This is a genomic window from Streptomyces sp. BYX5S, assembly GCF_054724165.1.
In genome coordinates this window covers 3,499,802-3,514,036 of the sequence record NZ_CM138829.1, presented here as the reverse complement: position 1 = coordinate 3,514,036, position 14,235 = coordinate 3,499,802, and the positions used below count along the sequence as shown (strand labels likewise).

The following is a 14,235-nucleotide window of genomic DNA, read 5'->3' as shown; positions in this document are numbered from 1 at the left end:
CACACACTGGGGGCATGGACTGGTTCGGAGCGTCCGACGCATGGCTCGCCCGCCTGGTGTTCCAGCGCGGCCTCGCGGCGCTGTACCTCGTGGCGTTCGTGGCGGCGGCGCTTCAGTTCCGGGCGCTGATCGGGGAGCGCGGGATGACACCGGTCCCCCGGTTCCTGGCGCGGGTGCCGTGGAAGGCGGCGCCCTCGCTGTTCCGGCTGCACTACTCGGACCGGTTCTTCGCGGGGTGCGCGTGGGGCGGCGCCGTGGTGGCGGGCGGGCTGGTCGCCGGGGTGGACGGGCTGCTGCCGCTGTGGGCGGCGATGCTGCTGTGGCTGGTGCCGTGGGCGCTGTATCTGTCGATCGTGAACGTCGGGCAGACCTGGTACGGCTTCGGCTGGGAGTCGCTGCTGCTCGAGGTCGGCTTCCTGGCGGTGTTCCTCGGCAACGACGAGGTGGCGCCGCCGGTCCTGGTGCTGTTCCTGCTGCGCTGGGTGCTGTTCCGGCTGGAGTTCGGGGCCGGGCTGATCAAGATGCGGGGCGACGCCTGCTGGCGGCGGCTGACGTGTCTGGACTTCCACCACGAGACACAGCCGATGCCGAACCCGCTGAGCTGGTTCTTCCACCGTCTGCCGCGCCCGCTGCACCGCGTCGAGGTGGCGGCGAACCACGTCACCCAGTTGGTGGTGCCGTTCCTGCTCTTCACGCCGCAGCCGGTCGCGACGTGGGCGGCGGCCCTGATGATCGTCACGCAGCTGTGGCTGGTCGCCTCCGGGAACTTCGCGTGGCTGAACTGGCTGACGATCGTCGTCGCCGCCTCCGCCCTCGACCTGTCGTCGGCGCACCCGCCACCGGCGCTCCCCGGGGCACCGCTCTGGTACGCGGTGGTGGTGCTGGCCCTGACGGCGGCGGTGGCGGCGCTCAGCGTCCGGCCGGTGCGCAATCTGCTCTCCCGCCGCCAGGCGATGAACCGCTCGTACGACTCCCTGCACCTGGTCAACACGTACGGGGCGTTCGGCACGGTGGGGCGGGTCCGGCAGGAGATCGTCATCGAGGGCACGGCCGAGGAGAGGCCGCAACCGGATTCGGGGTGGCTGGCCTACGAGTTCAAGGGCAAGCCCGGCGATCCGCGCCGCCTCCCGCGCCAGTTCGCGCCGTACCATCTGCGGCTCGACTGGATGATGTGGTTCGCCGCCCTCTCCCCCGCGTACGCCCGGTCCTGGTTCCAGGGGCTGGTCGAGCGGCTGCTGGAGGGCGACCGGGACACGCTGCGGCTGCTGCGCCACTGCCCGTTCCCGCCCGATGCCCCGCCGGTGCACATCCGGGCGCGGGTGTACCGCTACCGGTTCACGTCGTGGCGGGAGCTGCGGGAGACGGGGGCGTGGTGGGAGCGGACCTACGTACGGGAGTTCCTGCCGCCGACGCGGCTGAGGTAGACGCGGCGGGCGGTGCCGCCGAAGACGTCGGGGTCGTCGCCGCCCACCAACTGCCGCGCCGTGTCCAGGACTTGTCGGTAGGTGGCAGCGAGGGTGCAGACGGGCCAGTCGGAGCCGAACATGACGCGCTCGGCCCCGAAGGCGTCGAGGACCGTGTCCGCGTACGGCCGCAGGTCGTCGACGCTCCAGTGCGCCCGGTCGGCCTCGGTCACCATGCCGGAGAGCTTGCAGACGGTGTTCGGTAGGGCGGCGAGAGCCCGGACGTCGCCGCGCCAGGGCTCCCGCTCCCCCGCCGCGATGGGCGGCTTGCCCAGGTGGTCGAGGACGAAGGTGAGTTCCGGGTGTGCGGCGGCGGCCTTGACGCAGGCGGGCAGCTGGTGCGGCAGGACGACGAGGTCGTAGACCAGCCCCGCCTCCGCGACGGCGGCGAGGCCGCGGCCCACGTCGGGCCGGAGCAGCCACCCGGGGTCGGGCTCGCCCTGCACCTGGTGCCGGATGCCCACCAGGTGGCGTCCGCCGGGCAGTTCGCGCAGGGCGTGGAGGGTGTCACGGACGTCGGGGCGGGTGAGGTCGGTCCAGCCGACGACTCCCGCGACGTGTGCGTCGCGCTCGGCGAGTGCCAGGAACTCGGGCGTCTCCTGCGCGACCGTCACGGTCTGCACGAGGACGGTGGCGTCCACACCGTGCGCCCGCAGCTCGGGCGCCAGGTCGTCGAGCGTGAAGTCCCGGCGCAGTGGCGCGAGTTCGGGTCCGGTGATCCAGTCCTGGTCGCGTACGGAGAGGTCCCAGACGTGGTGGTGCGCGTCGACGACGCCCGCGACGGTCATGACAGCTCCCACACGACGGGCAGACCGGCGTCGGCGCCTTCGGCGGAGTAGTCGTGGACGACGTCGAGGAGTTCGCCCATGCGGGCCTGCCAGGCGATGTTGACGGGCAGCTCGGCGAGTTCGGCGAGCATCCGGGCGTAGTCCTCGCACTCGATGACGTGGAACAGGTCGGTGCCGCTGCGCCAGATCGTCCACTGCCGCGCGCCCGCCGCACGGATCGCGGCGACCAGCTCCCGCGGCACTTCCTGGTGTGCGGCGTCGTACGCGTGGACGCGGTCGGCGCGGACCTTGGTGTGCAGGGCGACTCTCACGGGTTCGGCTCCTGTTCTGGGGGCGACGGTACGGGCGCGTCGGCGGGGAGGAGGTGCTGGGCGCGGGCCTCCCGCCAGAAGGCGTCGGGCACTCGCGTCTCGAACTGCGCCACCGTGTCGACGACTTCGGCGGCCGAGCGCATGCCGACGAGGACGCCGGTGACGCCCGGGTGGCCGAACGGGAAGGCGAGCGCGGCGGCGCGCAGGGTGGTGCCGTGCCGTTCGGCGAGCTCCTTCAACCGCCGTGCTCGGGACAGGACTTCGGGTGAGGCGAGGGTGTAGTCGTAGGTGCCGCCCTGCCGGGGGTCGGCGAGGAGGCCGGAGTTGAAGACGCCGCCGAGGACGACGGAGACGCCGCGCTCGACGGCGGCGGGCAGCAGTGTCTTCAGGGCACGCTGGTCGAGGAGGGTGTAACGGCCCGCGCACAGCACCACGTCGACGTCGGTGTCGCGGACGAAGCGGGTGAGCATCGCGGACTGGTTCATGCCCGCGCCGATGGCCCCCACGAGCCCTTCGCCGCGCAGCCGCTCCAGCTCGGGGTACGCCTCACCGAACGCCTCCTTCGCGTGGTCGTCGGGGTCGTGCAGATAGACGACGTCGATGCGGTCGACGCCGAGGCGGCCGAGGCTCTCCTCGATGGAGCGGCGTACCCCGGCCGCGCTGAAGTCCCACACGCGGCGCGCGGTGGCGGGCACGGCGAACCCGTGGGCGCTGTCGTCGCCCCCACCGTCGTACGACTCCAGGAGACGGCCGACCTTCGTGGACAGGGTGTACGAGCCCGTGGGCCGGGTGGCGAGGAACGCGCCGACCCGGCGTTCGGACAGACCGAGGCCGTAGTGCGGCGCGGTGTCGAAGGAGCGCAGGCCCGCGTCCCAGGCGGCGTCCAGGGCGGCGTGGGCCTCGTCGTCGCGGACGGGTGTGTAGAGGTTGCCGATGCCCGCGGCGCCGAAGCCGAGGGCGGTGACGGGGACGCCGCTGCGGCCGAGCGTGGCGGTGCGCATGCGGGTCACTGGCCCGCGGGGCGCAGCCGCAGCCCCTGCATGCCGCCGTCGACGGCGAGGGAGGTGCCGGTGGTGGCGCCGGAGAGCGGGCTCGCCAAGTGGGCGATGGCGCCCGCGACTTCCTCCGCGGAGACGAGGCGCCCGGTGGGCTGGCGGGCTTCGAGGGCGGCGCGTTCGGCGGCCGGGTCGGCCGCCTTGTCGAGGAGCCGGCCGACCCAGGGGGTGTCGGCGGTGCCGGGGTTGACGCAGTTGACGCGGATGCCTTCGCGTAGGTGGTCGGCGGCCATGGCGAGGGTGAGGGAGTGCACGGCGCCCTTGGACGCGGAGTAGAGGGCGCGTTGCGGCAGGCCCGCCGTGGCGGCGATGGAGCAGGTGTTGACGATGGCCGCGTTGTCGGAGTTCCGCAGTGCGGGGAGGGCGGCGCGCGCGACGCGGACCATTCCGATGACGTTGACGTCGAGCACGCGGTGCCATTCGGCGTCGTCGTTGTCGGCGACGGTGCCCTGAGCGCCGATGCCCGCGTTGTTGACGAGGATGTCCAGGCCGCCGAGGTCGGCTGTGGCCGTGGCCACGGCGGCCCGGACGGTGGTGTCGTCGGTGACGTCGGCGGCGTAGCCGCGCAGCGGTTTCTCGACGTCGGTGATGTCGCGGTCGAGGACGGCGACGTCGGCGCCGCGCGCCACGAACAGCAGCGCGGCGGCGAGGCCGATACCGGAGGCGCCGCCGGTGACGAGGACCTTCAGGCCCGCGAAGTCCTGCACCATCCGCTCGCTGGTGTCGCTCATGCTCGGGCTCCGTTCGTGGGGTCGGCGGCGTGCTGCGCGGCGAGGTCCTTGAGCCAGAACTCCCCGCCCGGATAGCTGAATTCGGCGATGGACGCGGCCCGCATGGTGGCGGAGAAGCCGGGGGCCGCGGGTGCGGTGTAGTGGCCCTGCCGTACGACGACCGGGTCGACGAAGTGCTCGTGCAGATGGTCGACGTACTCGATGACCCGGTCCTCGGTCGTCCCGGACAGGGCGACGTAGTCGAACATGGACAGGTGCTGGACGAGTTCGCACAGTCCGACGCCGCCCGCGTGCGGGCAGACGGGGACGCCGAACTTGGCGGCGAGCAGCAGGATCGCCAGGTTCTCGTTGACGCCGCCGACGCGGGCGGCGTCGATCTGGAGGACGTCGATGGCGCCCGCCTGGAGGAGCTGTTTGAACACGACGCGGTTCTGGACGTGTTCGCCGGTGGCGACCTTCACCGGGGCGACGCCCCGCCGGACGGCGGCGTGGCCGAGGATGTCGTCGGGGCTGGTCGGCTCCTCCACCCAGTAGGGGTCGAACTCGGCGAGGGCGTTGGTCCATTGGACGGCGTCGTCGACGTTCCAGCGCTGGTTGGCGTCGATCGCCATGCGGATGCCGGGGCCGAGGGCCCGGCGGGCGGTGCGGCAGCGGCGGATGTCGTCGTCGAGGTCGGCGCCGACCTTCAGTTTGATCTGGGTGAAGCCGTCGGCGACGGCCTGCCGGGCGAGGCGGGTGAGCTTCTCGTCGCTGTAGCCGAGCCAGCCGGGGGACGTGGTGTAGGCGGGGTAGCCGCGTTCGACGAGCCGCGCGGTGCGGTCGGCGGCGCCGCGCCGGCCCGCGCGGAGGAGGTCGAGGGCCTCGTCGGGGCTGAGGGCGTCGGCGATGTACCGGAAGTCGATCTGCTGGACCAGCCAGGCGGGCTCGGCCTCGGCGAGCAGCCGCCACAGGGGTTTCGCGGCGCGCTTGGCGGCGAGGTCCCAGGCGGCGTTGACGACCGCGCCGATCGCCATGTGCATCACGCCCTTCTCCGGCCCCAGCCACCGGAGTTGACTGTCGCCGACGAGGTCGCGGCTGAGGCTGCCGGGGTCGGCGCACAGGGCATCGAGGGAGCGGCCGACGACGTGGTGGCGCAGCGCGTCGATGGCGGCGACCTGCACGTCGTTGCCGCGGCCGATGGTGAACGTGAAGCCGTGCCCCTCGTGGCCCTCGGGGTCGTCGGTGCGCAGGACGACGTAGGCGGCGGAGTAGTCGGGGTCGGGGTTCATGGCGTCGGACCCGTCGAGCTCCCGGGAGGTCGGGAACCGGATGTCGTAGGTGTCGACGGCGGTGACGCGGGGCGGGGCCGGAGGGGGCGCCGGGCGCGGTGACGGGGGCGGTGTCGGAGGCGGTGTCGCGGGCAACAGGGAGCCTTTCGCGCGGGGTTGGCGGGTCGGTCCTGAGCACGGCCGGTCCCTTCCGTGCGATACCGGCCGCGCCGAGATATTTATCAGACCACTTGGACGCGCCAACACCCGTCGTGCCCAACTTTCCTCGCTATTTGCGCTTCGCATGGGCTTCAGCGGGGCGCGTATTCCCCTAGTGGTCGGACCACTTGGCTGGCTACACTGCGCCGCATGCAGCAGACCGACCCGCGGAAGGGCACCGTCACCCAGCGGGCCATCGAACAGATCAAGGCGATGATCGGCGACGGCGAGCTCCAGCCGGGTGGGCGGCTGCCCACCGAGCGGGAACTGGCGGCGCAGCTCGGGATCTCACGCAGCTCCATGCGGGAGGCGATCCGGGCGCTCACCGTGCTCGGTGTACTGGAGGCGCGGCACGGATCCGGCATCTACGTCACGCAGTTGGAGGCGGGTGACCTCCTGGAGACGTTCGGTGTGGTCGCCGATCTGTCGCGCGGGGAGCGGATGGTGGAACTGCTGGAGGTGCGGCGCATCCTGGAGTCCCACGCGACGGCGCTGGCCGCGGCGCGGATCACGGACGCGCAACTCGCCGATCTGGCACGGAACTTGGCGGCGATGGAGGCGACGGACGACCCCGACGAGATCCTCGCGCACGATCTGGCGTTCCACCGGACGATCGCGGCGGCGGCCGGGAACGAGACGATGGCGGCGATCCTGGAGGGACTGTCGTCACGGACGTTCCGGGCGCGGGTGTGGCGCGGGTACGAGCAGGAGGGGGCGTTCGAGCGGACGCGGCGGGAGCACGGGCGGATTCTGCGGGCGTTGGAGGCGAGGGATCCGGAGGTGGCGCGGGGGGCTGCCGCGGGGCACGTGGGTGAGGTGGAGGGGTGGTTGCGGGGGCAGTTGGCGTGAGCGTTCCCGTCGAGGTCGGCCGGGGTTGACGTCGCGGGGCTCCGCCCCGGGCCCCGCTCCTCAATCGCCGGAGGGGCTTATGTGGCAGCAGCCGTCGCCTCAAGTGCCGTCAGCAGCAGGTCCAGGGCCAGGTCGAAGGAGCTGCCGGTCATCAGGGGCAGGTGGGGACGGACGCCCCCGAGGTGGGGGTGGGTGTCCGGGGGGAGGTGGGCGTACTCGTCCGTCCACGCGCGGTCGTCCGCCTCCCTGCGCTCCGCCGGCAGCGCCACGTACGCCGCGTCGAGGGCCGCGTGGCCGAGGACGGTGTCGACGAAGGCGGAGTAGTGGCGCACCGCGGCCTCGTCGTCGAAACCGGCGCGCCGGAGCAGGCCGATGCCCGCATCCACGGCACGGAACTCGTGCGCGCGCCGCGTCACCCGGTACGCCGCGAGCGCCGCGACCCGCGGGTGCGCCCGGTAGCCGCGGTGGATGCGCAGGCCGAACTCGCGCAGGCCGTCGCGCCACGTCATGCGCTCGGGGTGGAAGCCCGCCATGGCCTCGCCGATGATCCGGTCGGAGACGGCGAGCAGCAGGTCGTCCGTGCTGTGGAAGTAGCGGTACAGCGCACTCGGATCGCAGCCGAGGGCCGCGCCCAGGCGGCGCACGCTCAGCGCGTCCGGGCCGTGCTGCCCGACCAGGCGCAGCGCGCAGTCGACGATCACGTCCTCGGACAGCAGGACCCCCGATCTGGTCGGCCTGCGGCGCCGCCGTTCCGCGGGTATCCGCCCCTCGGTCATCGCGTTCTCCCCTCGCTCGGCCGCCCGTGCGCGCTTATGACAACACCATTGACGCAACGCTGACAAGACCGCTTTGATCTCGGTCGCCGCCCCCACCGGCTGTTCCCTCCTTCGTTCCTGCCTCCGTCCCGCCTCCGTCCTGCCTCCGGGAGACCGATCATGAGAAGCGAACCACCGGGCCTGCGCCGCTCCCTCGGCGTCGTCGACGGCATCGCCATCGCCGCGTCCAGCACCGCCGCGACCACGAGCATCGGCATCGGGATGGGTTCCCTCGCCGCGACGGTCGGGCTGCACGCGCCGGCGGTCCTGCTCGTGGCGTTCGTGCCGATCCTGGGCATCGCGACGGCCTACGCCCGGCTGAACCGGCAGGAACCCAACATGGGCAACGGCTATGTGTGGGTGGGGCGTTCGCTCGGCCCGTGGCCCGGTTTCCTCACGGGCTGGGTGACGCTCGTCGGCACGCTGGTGTTCATGGCGTACACGAGCGCGGTGACGGGCTCGGTCTTTCTCCAGTTCGCCAACAAGGCGGGTCTGCACGCCGTGTGGGGGTTCCGCCTCGATCCGAACTCGACGGCGCTGTCGACCGTCGTCGGCCTGGTCGTGCTCTCCGCCGTGACCGTCACCGCGGTCACCGGCGTCCGCAAGGCGACCCGGCTCCAGGCGTGGCTGCTGGTCTTCGAGTACGCGGTGCTGCTCGGGTTCTGCGGCTGGTCCCTGGTCACGGGGTCGCACGCCTTCCAGTGGTCGTGGTTCAACCCGTTCGCCGTTCACGACGGGACCGCCTTCGCGCAGGGCCTGGTGCTCGCCGTGTTCTTCTTCTGGGGCTGGGACGCCGCGTTCACCGTCACGGAGGAGACGAAGGACGTGCGGGACGCGGGGCGCGGCGGGTTCATCGCCCTGTTCGCGATGCTCGGCCTCTTCCTCTACGGGTCCGTGGCCTTCCAGCGCGAGATGTCGCTGCCGGAGCTGGTCGCGCAGGGACCGCAGGCCCTCACGTACCTCGGCGCGAGGCTCGCGGAGGAGCCGGTGGCCAGCCTGCCGCTGCTCGCGCTGCTGTTCTCGGCGGTGGCGTCCCTCCAGGCCAGTGTGATCCCGACGGCGCGGGGCCTGCTCGCGATGGGCCGGGACCGGACGATGGGCCGGCTCTGGACGCGGGTCAGCCCTCGGTACGGTTCTCCGGCGGCGGGCACCGTGGTCGTCATGTCGATCGCGGCGGTGGTGGCGCTGCTGGCCCTGGCGATACCGAAGTTGAACGACATGATCCTCGCAGCCGTGAACTCCATCGGGCTCACCGTCGCCCTCTACTACGGTCTCACCGCCCTCGCCTGCGCGGTCCGCTTCCGCTCGCTGCTGCGAACGGCGCCGCGCGAGGCGGTGCGCGCGGTCCTCGTGCCGGGGCTCAGCGCACTCGCGCTGCTCGGCATCGGGGCGTATCTGGCGTACTCGTACGCGACGATGAGCGATCACTTCGAACTGAGCCCGGACAACGGCTGGTTCATGCTGGCGGTCCCCGCGGCGATCATCGTCTCCGGTCTGGTGATGGCCGGGGTCGCGAAGTACGGCCGCCACTCCCCCTACTTCACCACCGGGCGCGGCACGGACGCCGACGCCGTCGAACCGGCCGGACCCCGGGCCACCACCTGAACCGGCACGCCCGCTGAACAGCCATACATGCACAAGGAGTTGACACCATGACCGCACCCGCCGATCTCGTCTTCACCGGCGGCCCCGTCCACACCGGTTCCCCCGCGCGCACCCGCGCCACGACGGTCGCGGTCCGCGGCGAGCGGATCGTCGCCGTGGGCCACGACGAGGTGCGCGAGCTGATCGGCCCGCGCACGGAGGTGGTCGACCTGGCGGGGAAGCTGCTGGTCCCCGGCTTCCAGGACGCCCATGTACACCCGGTCGGCGCGGGCCTGGAGATGGGGCAGTGCGACCTGAGCGGCGGGACCACGCTCGCCGAGTACCGGGAGGTGATCGCCGCGTACGCCGCCGCGCACCCGGAGGCCGAATGGATCACCGGGGGCGGCTGGGCGATGGAGGCGTTCCCCGGCGGGGTGCCGTCGGCGGCCGAGCTGGACGCGCTGGTGCCGGACCGGCCGGTGTACCTGGTCAACCGTGACCACCACGGCGCCTGGGTCAACTCCCGGGCGCTGCGGGCCGCCGGGATCGACGCCCGCACCCCGGACCCGGCCGACGGCCGGATCGAGCGCGCCGCGGACGGCTCGCCGACCGGCACGCTCCAGGAGGGGGCCGCGAACCTCGTCGGGCGGCTGCTTCCCCCGGTCACCCGAGAGGAGAAGATCACCGGGCTGCTCCGCGCGCAGGCCCACCTCCACTCCCTCGGCATCACGGCCTGGCAGGACGCCCTCCTCGGCGAGCACGCCAACCTCTCCGATCCGACGGAGGCGTATCTGGCCTGCGCCGACGACGGCAGCCTGACCGCGCGGGTCGTGGGCGCGCTGTGGTGGGACCGGGCACGCGGCACCGAGCAGATCGAGGAGCTGCTGGCCCGGCGCGCGGCCGACGCCCGGGGCCGGCTGCGCGCGACGACCGTGAAGATCATGCAGGACGGGGTGGCGGAGAACGGGACGGCGGCGCTGCTCGGCCCGTATCTCGACGGCTGCGGCTGCCGCTCGGACAACAGCGGGATCAGCTTCGTACCGCCGGAGGCGCTGAAGACGTACGTGACCGAGCTCGATGCCCACGGGTTCCAGGTGCACTTCCACGCACTCGGCGACCGGGCCGTCCGCGAGGCACTCGATGCCGTGGAAGCGGCACGCCGGGCCAATGGCTGGACGGACACGCGTCCGCATTTGGCGCATCTTCAGGTGGTGCACCCCGATGACATCGGCCGGTTCCGGGAGCTGGGGGCGACGGCGAACATGCAGCCGCTGTGGGCCGCGCACGAGCCGCAGATGGACGAGCTGACCATCCCGTTCCTGGGTGCGGAACGGGCGTCCTGGCAGTACCCGTTCGGCGCGCTGCTGCGGGCCGGGGCGACCCTCGCGGCGGGCAGCGACTGGCCGGTGAGCAGCGCCGATCCGTTGCAGGGCATCCATGTCGCGGTGAACCGGGTGCTGGCGGACGCGCCCGCGGGGACCCCGGAGTTCCTGCCCCAGCAGCGCATCGGGCTCCACGACGCGCTCACGGCGTACACCTCCGGCAGCGCGTACGTGAACCGTCTGGACGGCGAGACCGGGGTCGTCGCCGTGGGGCACCTGGCGGATCTCGCAATCCTGGACCGCGACCCGTTCGCCGGCCCCACGACGGAGATCGCCGCGACCCGCGTCACACAGACCTTCGTCGGCGGAACACGGGTCCACTCAAGCCCCTCCGGCGCTTGAGGAGCGGGGTCCGGGGCAGCGCCCCGGGACCGCACCCCCGTTACGGCGCCACGAGCAGAGCGCCTAGTCCACGCTGGGCAGGATGTGCGGCTCCGCCAGATCGTCCTCGTACCCCGCGAGGCGGATCGGCGCGGACCGCGCCCAGACGTCGAGGCTGCCGAGCTTCTCCGTCCTGAGGCGGCCGCCCCGCTCGGCCCGGTCCTTCGGGCGCTGTTCGCGATTCGTCTTCTCTGGTGTCACCGCGCACTCCTTGTGTGTCGGGTAACCCGCTCGGCTGTCCGGCCCGGCGTCGCGCGGGGTCCGGCGCCCGATCGGGCAGGTACAAAGGGCCAGTTCGAGCGCGGTGGCGCCGGTATGTCGCTGGTGGGACCGGCCGTGGTTCCGGCCTCTCCCGGGACGGCCACCATGGGTCGAGGTGTCGGACCCACTTGCGGTAACCGTCCGGCTACAGCCTAACCAAATGAGCGGGGGCCCGCTCGATGGGGCTGAAATCCGTGCGTCTTTCGAGGGTTGCCTCGCGTTCATTCAGCCACGGACGGCGCGGCCCGCGCGACGGGTTTTCGCTCGTGCGGGGGTACTTCAGGACTTCACGGCGTGTCCTGTCGCGATGCGAGGGTGCCCCGCCACGCCTCCCGGGGCCACCGGGAGGCGTGGGACGGACCGCCGGACGCGGAACATTGGCGACAACTCGCCCCTGCGGAGGGCTACTTGCCGTCGACCGCCGCGTTCCCCGGCCGCCCGCGCAGGGCCCGGACGAGAAAGAAGCCGCCCACGAGCGCCACCGCGACGACGAGCACGGCCACGTCCGGGATCCGGTCGCCGAGGCCCCGCGCCCACTGCTCGGCGGCGAAGGAGTCGTCGACGTCGAGGAGGCCGGGCAGCGCCGTCGTGCCGTCGAAGACGAGGAACAGCGTCCCGAGCGCGAGGAAGAACAGGCCGGAGGCCAGCGACTTCGAGTGCGTCTCGAAGCGGCCGACGCGCACCGGACGCCCGCGCAGCCACCGCTTGCCGCCCAGGTCGAACCGTTCCCACAACAGCGCCAGCAGGAACAGCGGTACGGCCATGCCCAGCGCGTACACCGCGAGCAGCGCCCCGCCGTACACCGGGTGCCCGCCGAGCGCCGCGACCGTGAGGACGCTGCCGAGGATCGGCCCCGCGCAGAAACCGGCGAGGCCGTACACGGCGCCGAGCGCGTACACGGAGACGGCGTTGGTGGGCCGGATGCGGCCGGAGAGCTGCGACATGCGGCGCGAGGCGAAGCCGCGGCCCGCGATCTGGAGCACCCCGAGCGCGATGATCAGCCAGCCGCCGACGGCGACGAGCAGGTCGCGGTTGCCGTAGAAGAAGCGTCCCGCGTACGAGCCCGCGGCGCCGAGCGGGACCAGGGTGGTGGCGAGGCCGAGGTAGAAGACGCCGGTGCGGGCGACGAGCCGTGTGGGGCTGTCGATGGAGTACGCGAAGAACGCGGGGAGCAGCAGCGCGCTGCACGGGCTGAGCAGGGCGAGCAGGCCGCCGAGGAACGCCGCGAAGTAGCCGATGTCGCTCACTTGTCGCCGCCGGACCGCGTGGCCTGCTGCTTCGCCGCCTCGATGACCTGCTCGAACGCGGCCTCGGGCTGCGCGCCGGCGAGCGGCTGGCCGTTGATGAGGAAGGAGGGCGTGGAGGTGGCGCCGAGGGCGTAGGCCTCGTCGGTGTCCCTCTTCACGGCGGCGCGCGCCGCCTTGCCGTCACGGTCGTCGCGGAACCGTTCGAGGTCCTCGACCCCGGCCTCGCGGGCGAGCGCGTCGAGGCGGTCCGCGCCGAAGCCCTTCTCCTTGGCGCCTTCGGCGTACGCCGCCTTGTGGAACTGCCAGAAGCGGCCCTGCTGCCCGGCGGCCCAGGCGGCGCGCGCGGCGGCCCCCGAATCGGCGCCGAAGATCGGGAAGTTGCGCCACTCGATGCGCAGCGTGCCGTCGTCGACGTACTTCTTCACCAGGTCGGGCTCGGTGTCGCGGGCGAACTTTCCGCAGTAGCCGCACTTGAAGTCGGCGTACTCGATGAGCACGACGGGCGCGTCGGCGCGGCCCTGCGCGAGCCGGTCCTCGTCGTCGCGGCGGGCGAGCTTCACGAGCTGCTCGGTGAGCGCGTCCTTGGCCTCGCTCGTGTCCGCCTGCTGCTGGTCGGTGACGTCGGCGCGGGGCTCGGGCCTGGTCGCCGTGTACGAGACGGTGCCGAGGAGGACGGCGGCCACGGCGACGACGCCGACGATCGCGGCGGAGCGGCGCTGCGCGGCACGGGTGGTGGTGTTCTTGGGCATGACGAAGTGGTCCTTGCGTGTTCAGGTGACGGTGCTGGGCGATGACGCGTGGTGCGGGAGCGTCATCTACACGCGCAGGATCGACAGTTCGAGCGGGGAGGGCGGGACGCCCGGCGGCGGGCCACGGCCCGCGGGGGTCGGCGGGACGATGCCGGTGAGCGGCACCGTGGCGCCGTGCGCGTGCTCGTGGGCGAGCGGGGCGAGGAGTTCGTGGGCGGTGGTGCCGCGTGCGGGCACGCCCTGCCGGCTGTCGGGGGCGTGCGGGCTCTCCGGGGCGCAGCCCGGCGTGCCGGGCGACGACAGCTGCGCGGAGGCGAGGGTCGGGGCGGGTGCGACGGGCGCGCGCCCGAAGTCGACGCCCCACGCCGCGCCCAGCACGGTGACCAGCAGGGTCACCAGGAGTGCGGGAACGGTCAGGCGGCGCATGCGGGCAATTCTGCACCATCGGCGTGGAGGGACAGCGTTCACGTCCTGTTGACCGGTGGGTCGGTTCGCCCTCAGCTCGTCATGGTCTGCTTCCGGACAGGCTGCGGAAGATCTTCGGGAGGAGTCGTCCATGGAACGCGTCGAACTGCGCACCGTCGAGGAGTTGATGGCCGCGCTGTACGCCTGCCGGGGCGCGTGGGACACCCCGGACCGCAGCGGCGACCCGGTCGATCTGCACGACCACGCGCTCCAGACGGCGGCGCTGCTGCGCCGTTCCCGGCCCAGCGACAAGGAGTTGCAGGTGGCGGGGCTGGTGCACGACCTCGGGCATCTGCTGTGTCCGGGCGACGACGCGGGGCACGCGGACCGGGCGGCGGACGCGGTGCGCGGGCTGCTCGGTGCGCGGGTGGCCGGGCTCGTCCGGCTGCATGTTGCGGCGAAGCGGTACCTGGCGGCGGTCGAGCCGGGACGCGGTCTGTCCGTGCAGAGTGCGCTGACGCTGGAGGCGCAGGGCGGGCCGATGACGCCTGGGGAGGTCGCGGCGTTCGAGGCGGACCCGCTGGCCGAGGACGCGGTGGCCGTACGGCAGGCGGACGACGCGGGGAAGGTCGTCGGCCTCGACGCGGGAGTGCTGGAGGACTGGCGGCCGGTGCTGGAACGGGTGGCGGCCGACCGGGTCTCGTACGCACGCTGAGCGCACCTCCACAAACGGCCCACGAACCGTGCA

At 72.8% G+C, this 14,235-nt stretch carries 15 protein-coding genes; 5 read left to right on the top strand and 10 right to left on the bottom strand.

Annotated elements, in window-relative coordinates; all coding sequences use genetic code 11:
* Positions 1-14 precede the first annotated feature (14 nt).
* On the top strand, positions 15-1,424 hold the full coding sequence (locus tag ACYBSK_RS15940) for a lipase maturation factor family protein (protein WP_460246555.1): 1,410 nt from the start codon (positions 15-17) through the stop codon (positions 1,422-1,424).
* On the opposite strand, the gene ACYBSK_RS15935 is transcribed toward ACYBSK_RS15940, so the two are convergent.
* Genes ACYBSK_RS15935 through ACYBSK_RS15915 form a run of 5 tightly spaced genes read right to left on the bottom strand, consistent with a single transcriptional unit; the run spans position 1,385 to position 5,751 of the window.
* The gene (locus ACYBSK_RS15935; protein WP_460246554.1) at positions 1,385-2,251 is read right to left on the bottom strand and encodes an amidohydrolase family protein; all 867 of its coding nucleotides are present in this window, start codon (positions 2,249-2,251) and stop codon (positions 1,385-1,387) included. The two genes, ACYBSK_RS15940 and ACYBSK_RS15935, sit on opposite strands and share 40 nt — an antisense overlap.
* The gene (locus ACYBSK_RS15930) at positions 2,248-2,562 is read right to left on the bottom strand and encodes an L-rhamnose mutarotase (protein ID WP_457477741.1); all 315 of its coding nucleotides are present in this window, start codon (positions 2,560-2,562) and stop codon (positions 2,248-2,250) included. Before ACYBSK_RS15930 ends, ACYBSK_RS15935 begins: the two co-directional genes overlap by 4 nt.
* Complete coding sequence (locus tag ACYBSK_RS15925) at positions 2,559-3,563, bottom strand: aldo/keto reductase (protein ID WP_460246553.1); 1,005 nt, start codon at positions 3,561-3,563, stop codon at positions 2,559-2,561. Before ACYBSK_RS15925 ends, ACYBSK_RS15930 begins: the two co-directional genes overlap by 4 nt.
* 5 nt (positions 3,564-3,568) lie before the next feature.
* On the bottom strand, positions 3,569-4,324 hold the full coding sequence (locus tag ACYBSK_RS15920; RefSeq protein WP_460247038.1) for an SDR family NAD(P)-dependent oxidoreductase: 756 nt from the start codon (positions 4,322-4,324) through the stop codon (positions 3,569-3,571).
* 20 nt (positions 4,325-4,344) lie between these two features.
* Positions 4,345-5,751 (bottom strand): L-fuconate dehydratase, encoded by a 1,407-nt coding sequence (locus ACYBSK_RS15915; protein ID WP_460246552.1) that lies wholly within the window; start codon positions 5,749-5,751, stop codon positions 4,345-4,347.
* 213 nt (positions 5,752-5,964) lie between these two features.
* Between ACYBSK_RS15915 and ACYBSK_RS15910 the strand changes: the two genes are divergently transcribed.
* Entirely contained in the window at positions 5,965-6,663 is a 699-nt protein-coding gene (locus tag ACYBSK_RS15910) for a FadR/GntR family transcriptional regulator (protein WP_460246551.1), read from the top strand.
* Positions 6,664-6,740: 77 nt separating this feature from the next.
* Here ACYBSK_RS15910 and ACYBSK_RS15905 read toward each other — a convergent pair whose 3' ends face one another.
* Positions 6,741-7,439, bottom strand: coding sequence for a TetR/AcrR family transcriptional regulator (locus ACYBSK_RS15905; RefSeq protein ID WP_460246550.1), 699 nt, complete (start codon positions 7,437-7,439; stop codon positions 6,741-6,743).
* 159 nt (positions 7,440-7,598) lie between these two features.
* Here ACYBSK_RS15905 and ACYBSK_RS15900 point away from each other — a divergent pair, with 159 nt between their 5' ends.
* Positions 7,599-9,083 (top strand): APC family permease, encoded by a 1,485-nt coding sequence (locus ACYBSK_RS15900; protein ID WP_460246549.1) that lies wholly within the window; start codon positions 7,599-7,601, stop codon positions 9,081-9,083.
* 47 nt (positions 9,084-9,130) lie between these two features.
* A complete protein-coding gene (locus tag ACYBSK_RS15895) occupies positions 9,131-10,786 on the top strand; it encodes an amidohydrolase (protein ID WP_460246548.1) in 1,656 nt (551 codons plus the stop codon).
* Between the two features lie 63 nt (positions 10,787-10,849).
* Here ACYBSK_RS15895 and ACYBSK_RS15890 read toward each other — a convergent pair whose 3' ends face one another.
* The 4 genes from ACYBSK_RS15890 to ACYBSK_RS15875 all read right to left on the bottom strand — a co-directional run bounded on the left by ACYBSK_RS15890 (position 10,850) and on the right by ACYBSK_RS15875 (position 13,508).
* The gene (locus tag ACYBSK_RS15890) at positions 10,850-11,026 is read right to left on the bottom strand and encodes a hypothetical protein (RefSeq protein ID WP_457477734.1); all 177 of its coding nucleotides are present in this window, start codon (positions 11,024-11,026) and stop codon (positions 10,850-10,852) included.
* A gap of 464 nt (positions 11,027-11,490) precedes the next feature.
* Positions 11,491-12,333 carry a cytochrome c biogenesis CcdA family protein gene (locus ACYBSK_RS15885; RefSeq protein ID WP_460246547.1) on the bottom strand — a complete coding sequence of 281 codons (843 nt, stop codon included), beginning with the start codon at positions 12,331-12,333 and terminating at the stop codon, positions 11,491-11,493.
* Complete coding sequence (locus ACYBSK_RS15880) at positions 12,330-13,082, bottom strand: DsbA family protein (protein ID WP_460246546.1); 753 nt, start codon at positions 13,080-13,082, stop codon at positions 12,330-12,332. The genes ACYBSK_RS15885 and ACYBSK_RS15880 overlap by 4 nt, the downstream gene beginning before the upstream one ends.
* A gap of 66 nt (positions 13,083-13,148) precedes the next feature.
* On the bottom strand, positions 13,149-13,508 hold the full coding sequence (locus ACYBSK_RS15875) for a hypothetical protein (protein ID WP_460246545.1): 360 nt from the start codon (positions 13,506-13,508) through the stop codon (positions 13,149-13,151).
* Positions 13,509-13,638: 130 nt separating this feature from the next.
* On the opposite strand from ACYBSK_RS15875, the gene ACYBSK_RS15870 reads away from it, so the two are divergent.
* On the top strand, positions 13,639-14,202 hold the full coding sequence (locus ACYBSK_RS15870) for an HD domain-containing protein (RefSeq protein WP_460246544.1): 564 nt from the start codon (positions 13,639-13,641) through the stop codon (positions 14,200-14,202).
* The last annotated feature ends 33 nt before the right edge of the window (positions 14,203-14,235 follow it).

Bases quoted from the DNA above. Each gene is read 5' to 3' on its own strand.
- ACYBSK_RS15940 (WP_460246555.1), top strand. From the start codon at position 15: ATGGACTGGTTCGGAGCGTCCGACGCATGGCTCGCCCGCCTGGTGTTC.
- ACYBSK_RS15935 (WP_460246554.1), bottom strand. From the start codon at position 2,251: ATGACCGTCGCGGGCGTCGTCGACGCGCACCACCACGTCTGGGACCTC.
- ACYBSK_RS15925 (WP_460246553.1), bottom strand. From the start codon at position 3,563: ATGCGCACCGCCACGCTCGGCCGCAGCGGCGTCCCCGTCACCGCCCTC.
- ACYBSK_RS15910 (WP_460246551.1), top strand. From the start codon at position 5,965: ATGCAGCAGACCGACCCGCGGAAGGGCACCGTCACCCAGCGGGCCATC.
- ACYBSK_RS15905 (WP_460246550.1), bottom strand. From the start codon at position 7,439: ATGACCGAGGGGCGGATACCCGCGGAACGGCGGCGCCGCAGGCCGACC.
- ACYBSK_RS15900 (WP_460246549.1), top strand. From the start codon at position 7,599: ATGAGAAGCGAACCACCGGGCCTGCGCCGCTCCCTCGGCGTCGTCGAC.
- ACYBSK_RS15895 (WP_460246548.1), top strand. From the start codon at position 9,131: ATGACCGCACCCGCCGATCTCGTCTTCACCGGCGGCCCCGTCCACACC.
- ACYBSK_RS15880 (WP_460246546.1), bottom strand. From the start codon at position 13,082: ATGCCCAAGAACACCACCACCCGTGCCGCGCAGCGCCGCTCCGCCGCG.
- ACYBSK_RS15875 (WP_460246545.1), bottom strand. From the start codon at position 13,508: ATGCGCCGCCTGACCGTTCCCGCACTCCTGGTGACCCTGCTGGTCACC.
- ACYBSK_RS15870 (WP_460246544.1), top strand. From the start codon at position 13,639: ATGGAACGCGTCGAACTGCGCACCGTCGAGGAGTTGATGGCCGCGCTG.